At 61.1% G+C, this 16,150-nt stretch carries 15 protein-coding genes; 11 read left to right on the forward strand and 4 right to left on the reverse strand.

Going from position 1 to position 16,150, the window contains the following annotated elements:
* Positions 1–142 precede the first annotated feature (142 nt).
* From QTJ18_RS22645 to QTJ18_RS22655, 3 genes are read right to left on the reverse strand one after another with little or no spacing between them, the layout of a single operon-like run.
* The gene (locus QTJ18_RS22645; protein WP_252753573.1) at positions 143–1,366 is read right to left on the reverse strand and encodes an SAM-dependent methyltransferase; all 1,224 of its coding nucleotides are present in this window, start codon (positions 1,364–1,366) and stop codon (positions 143–145) included.
* A complete protein-coding gene (locus tag QTJ18_RS22650; RefSeq protein WP_252753572.1) occupies positions 1,363–2,163 on the reverse strand; it encodes a DUF1365 domain-containing protein in 801 nt (266 codons plus the stop codon). Before QTJ18_RS22650 ends, QTJ18_RS22645 begins: the two co-directional genes overlap by 4 nt.
* Positions 2,160–3,509, reverse strand: coding sequence for an NAD(P)/FAD-dependent oxidoreductase (locus QTJ18_RS22655; RefSeq protein ID WP_252753571.1), 1,350 nt, complete (start codon positions 3,507–3,509; stop codon positions 2,160–2,162). Before QTJ18_RS22655 ends, QTJ18_RS22650 begins: the two co-directional genes overlap by 4 nt.
* Before the next feature lie 362 nt (positions 3,510–3,871).
* Between QTJ18_RS22655 and QTJ18_RS22660 the strand changes: the two genes are divergently transcribed.
* The 6 genes from QTJ18_RS22660 (at position 3,872) to QTJ18_RS22685 (ending at position 7,784) form a co-directional block, all read left to right on the forward strand.
* The gene (locus QTJ18_RS22660) at positions 3,872–4,303 is read left to right on the forward strand and encodes a sigma-70 family RNA polymerase sigma factor (protein ID WP_367318035.1); all 432 of its coding nucleotides are present in this window, start codon (positions 3,872–3,874) and stop codon (positions 4,301–4,303) included.
* A complete protein-coding gene (locus QTJ18_RS22665; RefSeq protein WP_252753569.1) occupies positions 4,300–4,998 on the forward strand; it encodes a ChrR family anti-sigma-E factor in 699 nt (232 codons plus the stop codon). Before QTJ18_RS22660 ends, QTJ18_RS22665 begins: the two co-directional genes overlap by 4 nt.
* A 14-nt stretch (positions 4,999–5,012) precedes the next feature.
* Positions 5,013–5,417: a DUF2177 family protein gene (locus tag QTJ18_RS22670; RefSeq protein ID WP_252753568.1), complete on the forward strand. Its 405-nt coding sequence runs from the start codon at positions 5,013–5,015 to the stop codon at positions 5,415–5,417.
* A 123-nt stretch (positions 5,418–5,540) separates the two neighbouring features.
* Complete coding sequence (locus QTJ18_RS22675) at positions 5,541–6,359, forward strand: nutrient deprivation-induced protein (RefSeq protein ID WP_252753567.1); 819 nt, start codon at positions 5,541–5,543, stop codon at positions 6,357–6,359.
* Positions 6,352–6,768: a phage holin family protein gene (locus tag QTJ18_RS22680; protein WP_252753566.1), complete on the forward strand. Its 417-nt coding sequence runs from the start codon at positions 6,352–6,354 to the stop codon at positions 6,766–6,768. The genes QTJ18_RS22675 and QTJ18_RS22680 overlap by 8 nt, the downstream gene beginning before the upstream one ends.
* Positions 6,768–7,784 carry a DUF3618 domain-containing protein gene (locus QTJ18_RS22685; RefSeq protein ID WP_252753565.1) on the forward strand — a complete coding sequence of 339 codons (1,017 nt, stop codon included), beginning with the start codon at positions 6,768–6,770 and terminating at the stop codon, positions 7,782–7,784. The genes QTJ18_RS22680 and QTJ18_RS22685 overlap by 1 nt, the downstream gene beginning before the upstream one ends.
* A gap of 174 nt (positions 7,785–7,958) precedes the next feature.
* Here the strand turns inward: QTJ18_RS22685 and QTJ18_RS22690 are convergent, their stop codons facing one another.
* Positions 7,959–8,948, reverse strand: a complete 990-nt coding sequence (locus QTJ18_RS22690) for a helix-turn-helix transcriptional regulator (RefSeq protein WP_252753564.1) — start codon at positions 8,946–8,948, stop codon at positions 7,959–7,961.
* A 311-nt stretch (positions 8,949–9,259) separates the two neighbouring features.
* On the opposite strand from QTJ18_RS22690, the gene QTJ18_RS22695 reads away from it, so the two are divergent.
* From QTJ18_RS22695 to QTJ18_RS22715, 5 genes are all read left to right on the forward strand, one after another.
* A complete protein-coding gene (locus tag QTJ18_RS22695) occupies positions 9,260–11,383 on the forward strand; it encodes a TonB-dependent siderophore receptor (protein WP_252753563.1) in 2,124 nt (707 codons plus the stop codon).
* A 30-nt stretch (positions 11,384–11,413) separates the two neighbouring features.
* Positions 11,414–12,070, forward strand: a complete 657-nt coding sequence (locus tag QTJ18_RS22700) for an O-methyltransferase (protein ID WP_252753562.1) — start codon at positions 11,414–11,416, stop codon at positions 12,068–12,070.
* 271 nt (positions 12,071–12,341) lie between these two features.
* Positions 12,342–13,244, forward strand: coding sequence for an ABC transporter substrate-binding protein (locus QTJ18_RS22705; RefSeq protein WP_489667228.1), 903 nt, complete (start codon positions 12,342–12,344; stop codon positions 13,242–13,244).
* 67 nt (positions 13,245–13,311) lie between these two features.
* Complete coding sequence (locus QTJ18_RS22710; protein WP_252753560.1) at positions 13,312–14,520, forward strand: isochorismate synthase; 1,209 nt, start codon at positions 13,312–13,314, stop codon at positions 14,518–14,520.
* A gap of 8 nt (positions 14,521–14,528) precedes the next feature.
* Positions 14,529–16,148: a (2,3-dihydroxybenzoyl)adenylate synthase gene (locus QTJ18_RS22715; RefSeq protein WP_252753559.1), complete on the forward strand. Its 1,620-nt coding sequence runs from the start codon at positions 14,529–14,531 to the stop codon at positions 16,146–16,148.
* The last annotated feature ends 2 nt before the right edge of the window (positions 16,149–16,150 follow it).

The following is a 16,150-nucleotide window of genomic DNA, read 5'->3' on the forward strand; positions in this document are numbered from 1 at the left end:
CCGAGACGCAAGACGGAAGGCAGGGGGAAGCCAAGGGGAGGCCAAAGGGAGGCCAAAGGGAAGCCAAGGGGAAGCCAGGAGAGAAGGCGGGAAAAGGGGCAGGCAGGTCCGGCCACCCGCCTCTTGTCTCACAAGCCTTCTTCTATTGCGCCGCGGTGTGCAGCCGGAACTGCGCGACATCGATCCGCCCGGTCCGGAACCCGGCAGCGCAATAGTGCAGGTAATAATGCCACATGCGCAGGAAGCGCGGATCGAAGCCCATTGGCGCAATGGCCGACCAGGCTGAGCGGAAACGCCTGTCCCAATCCAAGAGGGTGCGTTCGTAATCGCGTCCGAAGCGGAAACAGTCGCTGACGCTCAAGCCCGCCGATCTGGCGAGCGTATCGAAACCGGAAAGGGTAGGCAGCATTCCGCCGGGGAAGATGTAGGTCTGGATGAAATCCGCGTGCCGCCGATAATGGTCGAAGCGGCTTTCATCGATCGTGATGACCTGGATCATGGCCTGTCCCGAGGGTATCAGGAGCCGCCGCACCTGGTCAAAATAGATCGACCAGTGCTCCTCGCCGACAGCTTCGAACATCTCGATCGACACGATCTTGCTGAAGCGCCCACGGCAGTCGCGATAGTCCTCCAGGCGGATCTCCGCGCGAGCGCCGCAACCGGCATCCGCCAGGCGCTGCTTTGCAAAGGCCGCTTGTTCCTTCGAAAGCGTCAGGCCGGTCACGCGGCAGCCCGTCTCGCGGATGGCCTGCTCCATGAAGCCACCCCAGCCGCAGCCGATTTCCAGCACGTGATCGTCCGGACCGATTGCGAGCTCGCGGATGATCCGGGCGTTCTTCTCGCGCTGCGCCTCCTCCAGGCTTGCCTGTGGATCGGCGTAGATGGCCGCGGAATAAGTCATGCTTCGGTCGAGCCACAAACGATAGAACGAATTGCCGAGATCATAGTGGAAGGCGATATTGCGGCGGCTGCCGGATTTCGAATTGCGCCGCAGGCGGTGCCGCAAATGCGCAAGCCGTGCCACCAGAGCCAGCGGGCGCGCAAGCGGTGCCCAGTCCTTTTCGTTCCCGATGGCGAGATCCAGAACCTGGGAAAGGTCGGGCGTCGTCCAGTCGCCGTCCATATAGGAGCGGGCAAAGCCAAGCCCGCCGCCCGAGAGGATCCGGCGCAGGGCGCGGGGCCGGATGACATGGATCGAAGCCTTAGGCCCCTGCTTGTCTTCGCCGAAATGATGCTCGCGCCCGCTGGGGAAGATGATGGTCAGGCGTCCGTGACGGGTATGGGCCAGCATGCGGCAGATCAAGCGTTCCCAGAAGGGTGCGCGTTCCGCAAAGAGCATCGGGTTGCCATGGTCGGCATGCGTCATTGATGCTGTCCTCCACTCAAAACAGGTCGTTCCTGGGAACTGCTGACGCGTCTTGCCGCAGGGTAATGACGATGAACCGGCACACCCTTGAGAAACAGACGCAATGCCTCCCAATGAATTCCAGCCATGACCTTCAATGTCATCAGCGGATAGGCAAGCAGCGCGCGGGCCAGCATGGCGTCCGACAAGGCGAACCGTCGGCCGGAAAAGCTGGCAAAGAGGAGCTTTCCTTCATCGTCCCGCTCGCTGATCGCGATTGTCACCCGCTCGGACGGCGGCGAAATATCGAAATCGTAAATGCAGTCCATCGGCATGAAGGGCGATACATACATTGCCTTCGCGCAGGAATGGCGGACCGACGAGCCATCGAGGCCCGTGGCGGGAATGACATAGGTATGGCGTTCGTTGAACGTGTTGCAGACCTCGTAGAGCAGGGCCAGCATCTTTCCCCTCTCGTCCTCGCAGAAGTAGATCGTCAGCGGGTTGAAGACATAGCCGAAGATCCGGGGATAGCAGAGGATCTTGATCGTCACGCCGGCCGCCGGAAGGCCCGCCGCTTCGAGATGCTCCTCCACCCAGTGGCGAAGCCCCTCTTTCTCGCCCCTGCCGTGGTCCTTCTCCCAGAAGCTGAAGATGGCCGTTCGGTTGAAGCCGAACAGGCGAAGGCTCTTGTCGAGCGTTTCGAGCTCATCGAGATCCAGGAGCAGCGAGAAGACGCGATAGGTCAGCCTGTGCACCTTCGGCCGGTGCCGGTGATGCACCACGCTGCCGCGGTAGAGTGCGGAGCGCATCATCATTCCGCCGCGGTGAGCAAAGGAGAGGTGTAGATGCGCCCGGAAGGCTCGGCCACCTGCCAAGGCCGGTTGAGACCGGAAATGGCTTCGGCCACGGCCAGGCCCGCTTGCAGGCCATCCTCGTGAAAGCCGCTGCCGAAATGGGCGCCGCAGAACCAGACATGTCTTCGACCCTGCAATTCCCAAAGCTGACGCTGGGCGGCCATGGCCGGAAGATCGTAAAGCGGATGCGTGTAGCGATAGGTGGCGTGTATCGTGCCGTCGGCAATGTCGCGGCAGGGATTGAGCGTCACGAACAGCGGGTGCCGCGGATCGAGGTTCTGCAGCCGGTTCATCCAATAGGTGACGCAGAGCGGAGCCGCCCGGTCCTGCCGCCTGCCGGCGATATAATTCCAGCTCGACCAGACGGATGTGCGCTTCGGCATCAGTCGCCTGTCCTCATGCAGAACCGCGATATTCTCCGTATAGCGGAAGCGGCCGAGAACATCGCGCTCGCGCGGATCGGCACTTTCGGCCAGAAGCCGCAGCGCCTGGTCGGCATGGGTGGCGAGGACGACCTCGTCGAACTGGTCCCTTTCGCCCTGGCTGTCGATCACGGTAACGCCCTGGCTGCCGTTCCTGACGATCCTCTCCACCTTGCAGCCGAGACGGATCTCGCCAGGAAAGGCACCGGCCAGTTTCGCGACATATTCGCGGCTCCCACCACTCACCGTGCGCCATTGCGGCCGGCCCGACAGCAGGATCAGCCCGTGATGGACGAAGAAGCGCAGGAAGGCGTGCAAGGGATAGGACCGCATGTCGGCTGTCGTCATGGACCAGATGGCGGCACCCATGGGCAGCAGGTGATCGTCGATGAAGGCCGGCGAATATCGCTCCCGGTCAAGAAACTCGCCCAACGTCACGCCTTCCAGATCGCCCCTTTTCAACAGGTCCTCGGCGCTGCGATAGAAGCGCAGCACGTCGGACAGCATGCGCCAGAATCTCGGGCGGGCCGCATTGCTGCGCTGGCCCAACAGGCCCTTCAGCCCGGTGCCGGAATATTCGAAGGCGCCATCGTCGATCGACGCTGAAAAGGACATGTCGGAGGCTTGCGTCCTGACGCCCAGATGCTCGAACAGGGCCACAAGATTGGGATAGTTCTTGTCATTGAAGACGATGAAGCCGGTATCCACCGGCACATTTCCATATGCGGTCGCCACCACGTCCGTATTGGAATGGCCTCCCAACCGTGCCTCGCTTTCATACAGCACGACGTCATGCGTCTTGGCCGTCAGCCAGGCTGCAGACAGGCCGCTGATGCCCGAGCCGATCACGGCGATCCGACGACGGGAAGAATGATTTGGAACCATAGGGCGTGTCCGTTGTTGGAGTCCTTCTGCTTTACGGCAGACTGTCTCAAACGGATTTGCACGATAATTCTTTTCTGAGACTGATCCAGCCGAAACCGCAGGGCGTAGCGGCGGACATGAGCTTGACTGTTTCCATCCCGGCCCTGACATGCCAAAACGGTAAAAAAGCACGCCTGAACCGCGTGCTTTCGACCCCGCATCATGGCGTCAGGATGAAACAGACAGGCAAGTCAAAAACGGTCACGGAACTTTCCCCGGCGGAATGCGCCGATCTTCTCGCAAGGGTTGGCCGCCGGCGCGATATCGAGGCCTTCGAAACCTTGTTTCGCCATTATGGGCCGCGGGTGCGGGCCTTCATGGCGATGAAGACGCGCGACATGCAGATGGCGGAAGAACTGATGCAGGAGACGATGGCCGCCGTGTGGAACAAAGCGGTGCAGTTCGATCCGGAGAGGGGACAGGCGTCGGCCTGGATCTTCACCATAGCCCGCAATCTTCGCATCGACGCCTTCCGGCGGAAACGGCCGGTTTTTGATGAATCCGACCCGGCCTTCGTCCAGGACGATGCCCCCGCCGCCGACCTTCAACTGGAGGCGCAGCAGGAGGCCGACCTTCTTCGCGAGGCCATGGAAACCCTACCTGCGGAGCAATTGGACGTTTTGAAACGCGCATTTTTCGACGAAGCCTCCCATTCGGCCATTGCCGAAGACATGGGGCTTCCCCTGGGAACCGTAAAATCACGAATCCGGCTCGCATTCGACAAGTTGCGGACGACGCTGGAGGGGAAGCGATGAGCATTCAGCACCACATCAGCGACGAACTTCTGATGGATTACGCATCCGGACACTTGTCGGAAGGCTGGAGTCTTGCAGTTGCGACCCATCTCGCGCTGTGCCCCTCCTGCCGCCGCCGGCTGTCCGCCATGGAAGGTGCGGCCGGCGCCCTGTTCGACAAGCTGGTGACCGACCGCGCCGTCACATCTTCGGATTGGGAGAAGATGAAGGCGAGGATTGCGGCCGCTCCGGATGGGACCCATGGGACATCCGCGGTCTTGACGGCGCCGAAGACGGCACCGAGAACGGCACCGGCAGCGAGCGATCCCGTTCCCGTCATTCCCGAGCCCCTGCGATCCTATCTCGGCGGCGATGCTTCGCAGTTGAAATGGCGCGCTCTGGGCCGCGGCGCCTATCAGATCCGGATCGAAACCGGTGATCCCGCCACACAGGTGCGCCTCCTGCGGATCCCCGCCGGCAAGCCGGTTCCGGAACACACGCATGTGGGGCGCGAGCTGACCCTGGTGCTGGCGGGCAGTTTCCGGGACGGAGACGAGATCTTCGCGCGTGGCGACCTCGAGGAGGCCGATGGCAGCCTCCTGCATACGCCGACGGCGACGCAAGGCGAAGACTGCATCTGTCTTGCCGTCACCGAGGCTCCCTTGAAATTCACCAGCTGGATCGTTCGACTGATCCAGCCGATCCTGAAAATCTGACGATGGAGCGGCCGATGTTGGTCCTTGCGGTGGCCTATCTTGCGACGGCCGCAGTGTTTTTCGGCCTCGATTTTCTCTGGTTGGGCAAGCTCGCAACCTCCTTCTACAAGAGCCAGCTGGGAGAGCTGATGCGCGAGCGGCCGAACCTCGGTGCGGCCGGGATTTTCTATCTCCTCTATGTCGCCGGTATCGTCTATTTTGCCGTTCACCCCAATCTCTTGTCGGGCTCGCCGGGTCAGGCCTTCCTGGCCGGTGCCATTCTCGGGCTCATCGCCTACGGCACCTATGACATGACGAACCTGTCGACGCTGAAGGACTGGCCGCTGACACTGAGCCTTGTCGACATGGCCTGGGGCACCCTGCTGACCGGAACGGCGGCCGCCGCCGGAACCTGGATCACACAGAAGATGATGATGTGAGTTAGGCCCCATTTGCGAGCTCTATTCTCCCTTATGGAACAATAAGCCCCTTCTTCCCGTTCGGCCTCTGATCACTGCGAAACGCAACGCAATTCCGATCACCCGACCACTAGGGAGAGTTCCATGACGGACAATGAGATCGACAAGGGTGACGGTCGCCAGACCACGCCCTCCTATTCGGGCTATCAGCAGAAGCCCGATGCCCAGCCCCGCCAGGGCGCCGCCGCTCCGGATGCGGGCGTCACGCGCGATGGTGCAGCCACCGGCTATACCGAAAGAAGCTCTGCGGCCGATAGTCGGCCGGGCACCGATCGTGGCCAGGATGGCGCGCAAAACCGTGGCCATGAGGGCGGACCGGATGCCGGGCTCCGCCAGAAGGCGAAGGAAGACTTCCAGTCCATGCGTCAGGTGGCGCGCGACGAAGCCTCCGGCCTCTATCACCAGGTCGAAGAGGCGGCAGAACGCCAGAAGGGCTATGCAGCCGAACAGGTTGCCGGCTTCGGGTCTGCCATCAAGAAGGCCGGCTCCGAGCTCGAGGGTCAGGACCAGGCGCAGCTTGGCCGCGTGACGCGTCAGATGGGCGAAAGCGTCGAGCGCTTCGCAGCCGATATCGAGGGCCGCAGCATGGGCGAGATCGCCGCCATGGCGGAAGATTTCGGTCGCCGCCAGCCTCTGGCATTTCTCGGCATTGCCGCGGTTGCCGGCCTCGTCGCCAGCCGTTTCATCGGTGCATCGGCCAGCCGCCAGCCTTCCATGGCCTCGCGCCAGTCCTCCACGCGCTCTGCCTCCGGCAACACCCGCGCCCATGGCCAGGGGTATGAACGGGGCCAGGAACAGGGCCAGGAACGGGGCCAGGAAGAGGGAACGCGGCCGCTTCCGCCCTCGTCCATTCCAGCACCCAGCGCCACGCCCGTAGGTCCGACCGGAGGTTCCAATGTCTAACACACAGGATAATCGTTCGCTTTCCGAACTGGTCACAGGCCTTGTCGGTGATATCTCCGGTCTGTTCCGCAAGGAAATCCACCTTGCCAAGGCCGAAGTCTCCGAAAAGATGACAAAGGCCATGCACGGGGTCGAGGCCCTGATCGCCGGTGTGATCTTCGCGATCGGCGCCGTGGGCGTGCTGCTTGCCGCCCTGGTCAGCGGGCTCGCCGCCTTTCTGGTGGCGCGCGGCTTTGCCGAACATACCGCGGAATCCCTGTCGGCCGTCGTGGTCGGCGTGGTGATCGCGCTCGTCGCCTGGGGCATGATTTCGAGGGGCCTCTCCGCCTTGAAGGGCGAGAACCTGAGCCTTGACCGCACCACGACCTCTCTGCGCCGTGACGCGCAGGTCCTGAAGGAGAGAAGCTAATGGCATATCATCCGGAATCGGAGCGCCCCGAAGACATTGAGCGGGCAATCGAAAAGGACCGCCAGCGCATCGGGCAGAAGCTCGACGAGATCCAGAACCGCATGTCGCCGGGTCAATTGATCGACGAGGCGCTGGCCTATGCCAAGGGCAGCGGCGGCGCGGAATTCCTGACCAATCTCGGCGGCTCGATGAAGACCAACCCCATCCCGGTCGCGCTGATGGGCGTCAGCCTTGCCTGGTTGATGGCAAGCAGCAATCGCCAGGAACCTGCCTATACGGCACGGTCGACCGAGGATGATGATATCTATCCTCTGGCAACGGTGACGACGCCTGTTCAGCGGGTCGGGCCCGTGCAGCAGGATGGCAGTGGACGCATCAGCCACTTCAAGGATGCGGCCGGCAGCCGCTTCCATGCGGTGACCGATGAGACGGGCCGTCGCGCCGGACATTACCGGGACGAAGCCGGCAAGACCTATCGCGGTTTTGTCGATTCCACCGGACGTCGGGTTCAGGATATTCGCGATGAAACCGGAAAATTGTTCGACGATGCATCCGGCTGGCTCTCCGACACCTGGGCAAGCCTTGGCCATTCGGCGAACAAGATGGGCCGCAATATCAAGGAAGCCGGCCGCAGTGCGGGCAGGGGATCGATGGCCATGGGCGCCTCCATGCGCGATCAGACCCTGCGCATGAATGACGGCCTGGTGCGGCAGTTCCAGGATCAGCCGCTGATCGGCGGGGCGCTTGCCTTTGCCCTTGGTGCGGCGATCGGCGCTGCCCTGCCGCGCACCGATCGGGAAGACGAACTGATGGGTGATATGGCTGACCAGGTGAAGGGCGAGGCGGCATCGCGTGCCTCCGGCGCCATGGACCAGGCCGAGCGCGTGGCCTCCGACGTAACGCAGAAGGTCGCCTCTGTCGTTTCCGAAGTGCACGACGTTGCCCGTGACCGCGTCGTGGAAGAGGCGCGGCAGTACCGCACCACCGGTGCCGAATCGCCGACCCGGCCGCATTAGAGGTCAAAGCCGCCTGCGGGTGGGCCGAGCCCCGAGTGAGACACTCGACCGCATACGTGTTTCCGTGAACGCGTGAGCCCCGCCCGCTGATGCCGGCGGGGCTGATCATGTCTGGCAGGGACCCGGCTAAGTCGGGGACGAGGTGTGAGAAGATCCGGCTCCGTTGTGGTTCTGTCAGCCGCGCAGGCGCGCTTGCCTGGGTGACAAGGCATACATCCTTTTGAACGCGGTCGCGAAGTTTGCCGGACTGGCATAACCAGCCATATAGGCGGCTTGAGCGATTGTGAGCTCGCCGTCTTCCAAAGCTTTCCTTGCCTGCTCCATCTTGAGCTTCCTGATGTAGTGGAACACCGTGGTGTGATGGGCCGCATGGAACAGCCGTTGCAGCGTATTGACACTGACGCCAACTTCGATTGCCAGCGCTTCAACAGAGGGTGGCGTGGGGCTGTCTTTCAGCAGAGCCTCCGCCCGACGGAGCCGCTTACATTCGACGACGCTTAGCGTCGCGCTGCGTTCGGGAACGACGGGTTTGGCCGTAAGGAGGGAAAAGGCCTCCGCAATAATGCTGATCACCCGACTTTCCACGTAAAGACGCGCGAGGTACGGCTCGCAATCAGGTGGTCTCACGACTTGGGTGGCCAGTGATACAAGCGTTTCGCTTGGTTTCCACGTTAGCGCCGCAAGCCGGGCTGACGTGAAGAGCTTCAGTCCCTGAGCTCTGGCATCTCCAAAGACATCGCCCGATTCCAGCCATTCAGGAAGGATCTTGATCTTGAGCTTGCTTATGCGATCGCCAATGGAAGCACGATGGCGAAACAGCTCGGTTTCCTGCTGGTGAAACAGTGTGGCCGATGGGATCCAGCGGGCGGGGTGTTCTGTTCGACAAGGCATAGGAATGGCTTGGTCGCCGATTCTGGCGCTCACGCCCCCCTGGAAGAACAGTTTGATCCCGAGATGCGGCGCAGACTCGGCTTCAGTGTCAAGATCGCAAACACTGGTGACGTCGGAATAGTGGATTGTCAGCCCGTCTCGGATCGTCGTTCTGCTGAACGTACCGCATAAAACCGTTTCATCCGCACCAATATTCGACTTGACGAGGCGGAAAGCCTTATTTTCCTTCTGCATCTGACTGAAGAAATCGTGCGCCTTGATAGTAGAGGTCATCGGCTGTCATCCCGTCACATGTTCCCGACCGGCGTTCTTGCGCAAACGAAAATGGCCGTTCCGCAAACAAGTTCACCATGGTCTTTCACCTGTAAAAACGTATAACAAAAAACATGACTTCATCCATCATGTTTTAATCCAACCTCTTTCGATCACGTCAGCGCAGATAACCAGATTAGCGTTCAATGTTAGGGAAACCGATGTATCTCAGACATGTTTTTGCAGGATTGGTGACGGGCTCAGCCAGCCTGTTCCTCGTGACGGCGACCGCTCGGGCCGGTGATCAAAATGGGATAGTTCTGCAAAAAATCATGATTACGGCCGACGGTCCTTCCTCCACGGGGCAGATCGCCAAGACCGCCCGTGCCGGTACCAAGACCAGCACACCTATTGCCGAATCGCCACAATCGGTCTCTGTTGTCACAGGCGCGCAGTTCGGGAAGCAGGGCGCAACCAGCGTTTCATCGGCATTGCGCTATGAGCCCGGTGTGACGACCGGTTCCAGACCGGGCGACCGTTTCGACAGCGTCTTCATCCGTGGCTTCGGCGGCTTTGGCCCCAATGCCAATTACGTCCATTACTGGGATGGGCTCAGGCTGCCGGCGGGCATTAATTTCAACGTACCTTCGATCGACCCTTATCTGATCGACCGCATCGAGATCATGCGTGGACCGGCTTCCGTGCTTTACGGTTCCGGCAATCCCGGTGGCCTCGTTAATCTGGTCAGCAAGAAGCCGGAAGAGGAGGCTTCTCACGAGGTTTTCACCCGATTTGGCAATCACGGCCGTGCCGAAGCCGGCTTCGACTTCACCGGTCCCATTGATGGCGAGAGCCAGGTTCTCTATCGACTGACCGGTGTCGGCCGCCTTTACGATCTCGGCTTCGACCATTCAAGCAGCCAGCGCGTGGCGATCGCACCATCCGTGACGTGGACCCCGGATGCCGACACGACGCTGACGGCCAAGGCGAGTTATACCCGCGATCCGAACGCCGCCCTCACCAACTGGTTGCCGGCGCTGGGCACCCTACAATCAAATCCGAACGGCCAGATCCCTTACGATTTCTTCAGCGGCAACCCGAACTACGATCCTTTTTCCCGTACGCAAGCCACGATCGGATATGAGTTCGAACATCACCTGACCGATGCCTGGACGTTCCGGCAAAACCTGCGTTTCATGCATAGCAGCAGCGAGTTCAAGGCCTACTCGGTACCCGGCGGCGGCAGTGCCTGGGCGTCGGCTGCGAGTTGCGGTGGCATCGCCTCTCTGTGCCTTGGCCGGCAGTCGACGCATTATATCGAACGCTTCAATGCGCTGGCGATCGACAATCAGGCAGAGACGGATTTCGAGACCGGCAAGCTCGAGCATACGCTTTTGATCGGCCTCGATTATCAGCAGCTCGACGCCACGTCGACCTATGGCAATGGCGCGGTCACCTATATCAACTACCGCAACCCGGTCTATGAAGGTGCTCCAAACATCAGGCTGACGGGACGCCAGGATCAGGTGCAACATCAGACCGGCCTCTATGTTCAGGACCAGATGAAGCTAGACAATTGGGCCTTTGTTCTTGCAGGCCGTCATGACTGGTCGTCGATCGACAATCGGACCGTCAATCTTGCCACAGGCGCGTTGTCCGGATCTGACACCAGAGATCGCGCCTTCACCTGGAAGGCTGGCCTCCTGTACGACTTCGACAATGGGATCGCGCCTTATGCGAGCTACGCTACATCATTCGACCCGATGAGGGGAACTGGCTATGGTGGAGCAGCCTTCAAGCCGACGACCAGCCAGCAATATGAAATCGGCGTCAAATACCAGCCAACGAACCTCGACGGGTTGTTCACGGTCGCACTCTACGACCTGACGCAGGAGAATGTGTTGACGACGGATCTGCGGCACACGAGCACGAATACTGCGCTGACCGGCTGCAGCTCGCCAACCTGCCAGACGCAGACCGGCGAAGTTCGCTCGCGCGGCGTCGAACTCGGTGCGAAATTCGCCATCACGGACGATTTCAACCTGAGCGCCGCCTATACCTATGCAGATGTGAAGGTGACGAGGAGCAACGTCACCACCACGCTCGATAAAACTCCCACGGGTGTGCCTACTCACATGGCGAGCCTTTGGGCCGACTATACCGTCGATACGGGCGGCCTGTCTGGCCTCGGTTTCGGACTGGGCGCACGCTACATGGGCTCGACTCATGGCGATGCAGCGAATACCGATGCCATGAAAGTACCGTCCTACATCCTCCTCGATGCGTCCTTGCATTACGACTTCGGCAATCTCGACCCGCAATACAAGGGCTTCGAACTGGCCATCAACGCAACGAACCTTCTCGACAAGAAATACGTCGCCGCTTGCGCTTCTGCCAACCAGTGCTTCTACGGCACCGGCCGGACGATCATGGCAACAGCCTCCTATAGGTGGTGAAGAGCCCGCGAAAGACGGGAAGGATCAGCAATGAAACATGTGACGGACATTCAGATCAGGCAGTATGCGGTTGAATTCGGCACGCGGCAGACTGAGGTGCAGCGAGAATTGCGGACGGAAACCCTCGCGCTTCCGGAAGGCAATATGGTGACATCGCCGCCGGCAGCCCAATTGCTGGCTTTTCTGATCCAGGCCATCGGCGGGAAAAGTGTTCTCGAGATCGGCACCTATACCGGCTACAGCGCTCTCGCCATGGCGCTGGCGCTACCGCCAGGCGGACAACTCGTTGCACTCGACATCAGCGACACCTGGACGACGACTGCCCGGCGCTACTGGCGAGAAGCCGGGGTTGCTGATCGCATCGTGCTAAAGCTTGGCGACGCCGTGCAGTCGCTGCAGCAATTGCTTGCCGACGAGGGTGAGGGTGGCTTCGATTTCACCTATATCGACGCCGATAAGGGAAACTACGACGCCTATTACGAACATAGTCTGCGCCTGACGCGGCCTGGTGGCCTGATTTGCTTCGACAACATGTTCTGGGGCAGGTCCGTTGCCGATCCCGATGACCAGAGCGCCGAAACCGTCGCACTACGCAGCCTCAACGTGAAAATCCGAGACGACGCGCGGGTGGACATGTCCATGCTTCCCCTTGGCGACGGCATGACCCTGATTCGCCGCCGCCCCTGATTTTGCCACGACAGACGCGGTTCAAGCTCATGTTGGAACACCCCTGATGTCCGAAACTCCGCACAACATTCAGTCCCCTTCGCGGCATCGCAAAATGGTCGTAGCGATTGCCATGCTGCTGTTCGCCGCAATGACTCCGGCCTGGGCGCAGGCTCAAATCGTCCTTCAAGATTTAAAGGGACGTACGGTCACGCTGGAAAAGCCGGCCGGCCGCCTGCTGGTCGATGACGGCCGGATAATCCTGGCGCTGTCCTTTCTCACCGACGACCCGGTGACCCTGATTGCGGCTTGGCCGCATGACGTCGATCGTTTCGGTCGTGAACTTTATGCCACCTATAAGCAGAAGTTTCCGGCGTTCGAAACGCTGCCAAAGTCGACCAGCAACGCCCAGGACATGCTGGTCGAACAGGTTATGGCGGCAAAGCCCGATCTGGTCGTGCTGTCGGTCTTCTCGCACCCGGCGGAACAGCAGATCGAGCAGCTTGCGCAGGCTGGGATTCCCGTCATTTTCATCGATTTCGTCGCCGATCCGTTTGCGAATTCGGACCGGAGCCTCGAAGTGCTGGGAAAGGCCGTTGGCCGTGGCGCCGCCGCCGTAAACGTCATATCCTTTCGCCAGCAGCAGAAGGCCCTGATTGCGGAGCGGCTTGCCGGTGCGGATGCCGTCAGCAAGCCAGCCGTCTTCATGGAGACGCATGCATCGGCGCAGGAGCCATGCTGCAACTCGCCCGGCACAGGCAATGCCGGCAAATTCATTGATTTTGCCGCAGCTCGCAACATCGGTGACGTCCTGGCCGGCAAACCATTCGGACAAATCGGCCTCGAATATGCCATCGCCTCGAAGCCCGATGTCTATATCGCAAGCGGCGGCGAATACATGGCAACCCGCGGGGGTCTGCTGATCGGACCCCATTATACTGCGGCCGAGACTCGGGCATCGATGGCGCGTCTGCTCGCAAGACCTGGCTTCTCTTCCCTGCCTGCCGTCGAAAGTGGGGCGGTTCACGGCCTGTCGCAGCAGATCTTCAACTCCCCCCTCGACATTCTCGCCCTCGAATTGATCGCCAAATGGACGCATCCGCAGCTGTTTGCGGATCTCGATGTCGAAGCGACGCGCCAAACCCTTAACAGGTTCATGGCTGTACCGCTCATCGGGACCTATTGGACCGAGTGACCTGCAGACGCGTCGCTCTCACCACCAAACAGACAATCCGAATCCAAGACACTGACCGGAGACCAACATGGCACATCCCTTGATCTGGATCGATGAGAGCGCGCAGTCAGAAACTGCCACCGCCCGTCCCATCCCATTCGTTCTGAGGACGGCGGGGGAGACGATGCTTGCGCTGGGCGAGATTGCGACTCTTGACGACGGACCGCTGGGCAGCCTCGCGGAACGGGTGACCCAATTTTTTGAAAGCCACGCTGACGGCCCGGATATTCTGGTTGGAGCTCTGCCCTTCGACCCTCGTCAGTCCGGCTATCTCGTTCAGCCGGAACGCGTGTTGCGCGTTCAGGGAAAGCACGACATTGGCGCCATTCCCGGCCTTGACGGTAGCGCGGCAGCGCAATTTTCTGCGATAAGAATCCGCTCGGTCGAACCAGATCCGGACTCTGCACGCTTTGCCGATGCCGTGGGTGCGGCGCTCGATGGATTGAACGCGCCCGATGCGCTCTTACGCAAGGTCGTTCTTTCGCGAAGTGTAAAGGTGAAGGCGAACCGCGACTTCGCCGCCGCCGATCTGATGCGCAGGCTTTCCAGCGACGAAAGCGTCACCGTGTTCGCGACACCGCTTCCAGCCCGTTCGCTTCGGCCACGCAGTCTCATCGGGGCCACGCCTGAACTTCTGCTCGACAAGCGGGGAGGCCATATCGTCTCCCATCCGCTCGCAGGATCGGCCCGTCGCCACAGGGAGCCGGAGCAGGATATGGCCGCAGCGAGCGCCCTTCTCAAATCCGAGAAAGATCGACGCGAACATGCCATGGTGGTCGAAGACATTCTGGATATTTTGGCGCCCTACTGCGTCGAGCTTTCGACGCCCGAAGGCACTGGTTTGCGTGCCACGGCCAGCATGTGGCATCTCGGAACGCGTATAGTCGGCCGGTTGAAGGACGCATCGCTGCCGTCGGTCTATTTTGCGGCGCTCCTGCATCCCACACCCGCCGTTTGCGGCCTTCCGCGGGAGTTGGCGCATGATCAGATAGCCAAGCTCGAAGCGTATGACCGGGATTTTTACGCCGGCGCGGTCGGCTGGTGCGATTCAGCCGGAGACGGGCGTTGGTATGTGTCGATCAGATGCGCTGAACTCGAGGGCGATCAGGCGCGGCTTTATGCCGGTGCAGGCATTGTGCCAGGATCGATTCCCCGAAACGAAGTGGCCGAAACCTCAGCCAAGTTCCGCGCCATGCTTGATGCCTTCGGCATTGACGCTGGCAAGTTCGGCGTCTGAGGCCCCCCATGCTGGAATTGAGCCAAGTCTGGCCGGCGGAAGACGCCACACGTTATCGCGATAAGGGCTATTGGCGCGGGGAAACCATGTATGGCTTTCTGGAGCAGCGAGCCCGCGACATTCCCGGTCACGTCGCCGTCATGGACGGCGACCAGCACTGGACCTATGCCGAACTGCTGCGACGCGCCGATGAAACCGCTGCCCGTTTCCTGTCGCTCGGGCTTCACCCCGGCGAACGGGTTGTCGTGCAACTGCCGAATGGTCCGGAATTCCTGTCTGTCGTGTTCGGGTTGTTTCGCGCCAATCTCATCCCGGTTTTCGCGCTGCCGGCCCACCGCGCCGTCGAGATCTCGCATTTCGTCGCGAAATCGGAGGCGAGCGCCTATGTGATCGTCGCGCGGGATGGCGATTTTGACTATCGCATGCTGGCCCGCGAGGTCTGGGCGCAATCGCCCGGTCTTCGCCACGTCGTGGTGATCGGTGACGCGCAAGAGTTCGATGCCCTCGACGCGCTGCCGGCCGGGAACATCGAGTTTCCGCCGTCCCCATCTCCGTCTTCGGTAGCCTTCCTGCAGATTTCGGGCGGCAGCACGGGCCTTTCCAAACTCATTCCACGGACTCATGATGACTATATCTACAGTTTCCGCGCAAGTGCCGACATCTGCGGCCTGAGCCGGGACAGCGTCTTCATGGCAACACTGCCAGTCGCTCATAATTTTCCCATGAGTTCGCCCGGGGTGTTCGGCGCTCTTTATGCCGGCAGCCGTATCGTCATGTGCCCGTCGCCGGGCGCAGAAATGGCCTTCGCGCTGATCGAGAGACATCGCGTGACCATTACCGGCGTCGTCCCGCCGCTGGCGCTCCTGTGGATGCAGGCGGCGGCGACATCAAAGCGCGACATATCCAGCCTTGAGGTTCTGCTTGTCGGAGGCGCCAAATTCGCGCCTGAAGCCGCATCCCGCGTTCGCGCGACGCTCGGCTGTGCGCTGCAGCAGGTCTTCGGCATGGCCGAGGGGCTTGTGAACTATACGCGGCTCGACGACCCCGAGGAGATCATCGTCAATACCCAGGGCAGGCCGATCAGTCCGGACGACGACCTGCTGATTGTCGATGACCACGGTAACCCTGTGGCGGACGGGGAGGCGGGCCATTTGCTGACGCGGGGACCCTACACGATCCGGGCCTACCACAATGATGAGGCGGCCAACGCCCGCGCTTTCACATCCGATGGCTATTATCGCACGGGCGATATTGTCTCACGCACGCCTGAAGGCAATCTGGTCGTCAGGGGCCGGGCGGGAGACCACATCAACCGCGCCGGCGAAAAAGTCTCCGCCGAGGAGATCGAGGGTCATCTTCTCGCGCATCCCCTCGTCTTCGACGCGGCGGTGGTTTCGATCCCCGATTCATATCTCGGTGAACGAAGCTGCGCCTTCGTCATACCGCGGGGTGAGAGACCGAAAGCGGCTGCGCTGAAGGCCTTTGTGCGCGGCCGGGGGCTCGCCGATTTCAAAGTGCCGGACCAGATCGTTTTCGTCGACGCCTTCGAGACGACGGCTGTCGGCAAGATTAGCCGCATGTTGCTGCGAGAGCAGCTTCGCGATCGATTCCTCAAGACAGTGCCGTAGGA

The organism is Rhizobium sp. SSA_523 (assembly GCF_030435705.1).
Classification (GTDB): domain Bacteria; phylum Pseudomonadota; class Alphaproteobacteria; order Rhizobiales; family Rhizobiaceae; genus Neorhizobium.

What these genes read in the sequence shown, in the direction of transcription:
- QTJ18_RS22715 (WP_252753559.1), top strand. Translation starts at nt 14,529, where the DNA reads ATGCTGGAATTGAGCCAAGTCTGGCCGGCGGAAGACGCCACACGTTAT.
- QTJ18_RS22670 (WP_252753568.1), top strand. Translation starts at nt 5,013, where the DNA reads ATGTTGGTCCTTGCGGTGGCCTATCTTGCGACGGCCGCAGTGTTTTTC.
- QTJ18_RS22685 (WP_252753565.1), top strand. Translation starts at nt 6,768, where the DNA reads ATGGCATATCATCCGGAATCGGAGCGCCCCGAAGACATTGAGCGGGCA.
- QTJ18_RS22700 (WP_252753562.1), top strand. Translation starts at nt 11,414, where the DNA reads ATGAAACATGTGACGGACATTCAGATCAGGCAGTATGCGGTTGAATTC.
- QTJ18_RS22645 (WP_252753573.1), bottom strand. Translation starts at nt 1,366, where the DNA reads ATGACGCATGCCGACCATGGCAACCCGATGCTCTTTGCGGAACGCGCA.
- QTJ18_RS22655 (WP_252753571.1), bottom strand. Translation starts at nt 3,509, where the DNA reads ATGGTTCCAAATCATTCTTCCCGTCGTCGGATCGCCGTGATCGGCTCG.
- QTJ18_RS22680 (WP_252753566.1), top strand. Translation starts at nt 6,352, where the DNA reads ATGTCTAACACACAGGATAATCGTTCGCTTTCCGAACTGGTCACAGGC.
- QTJ18_RS22650 (WP_252753572.1), bottom strand. Translation starts at nt 2,163, where the DNA reads ATGATGATGCGCTCCGCACTCTACCGCGGCAGCGTGGTGCATCACCGG.
- QTJ18_RS22695 (WP_252753563.1), top strand. Translation starts at nt 9,260, where the DNA reads ATGATTACGGCCGACGGTCCTTCCTCCACGGGGCAGATCGCCAAGACC.
- QTJ18_RS22665 (WP_252753569.1), top strand. Translation starts at nt 4,300, where the DNA reads ATGAGCATTCAGCACCACATCAGCGACGAACTTCTGATGGATTACGCA.
- QTJ18_RS22690 (WP_252753564.1), bottom strand. Translation starts at nt 8,948, where the DNA reads ATGACCTCTACTATCAAGGCGCACGATTTCTTCAGTCAGATGCAGAAG.
- QTJ18_RS22710 (WP_252753560.1), top strand. Translation starts at nt 13,312, where the DNA reads ATGGCACATCCCTTGATCTGGATCGATGAGAGCGCGCAGTCAGAAACT.
- QTJ18_RS22675 (WP_252753567.1), top strand. Translation starts at nt 5,541, where the DNA reads ATGACGGACAATGAGATCGACAAGGGTGACGGTCGCCAGACCACGCCC.
- QTJ18_RS22660 (WP_367318035.1), top strand. Translation starts at nt 3,872, where the DNA reads ATGAAGACGCGCGACATGCAGATGGCGGAAGAACTGATGCAGGAGACG.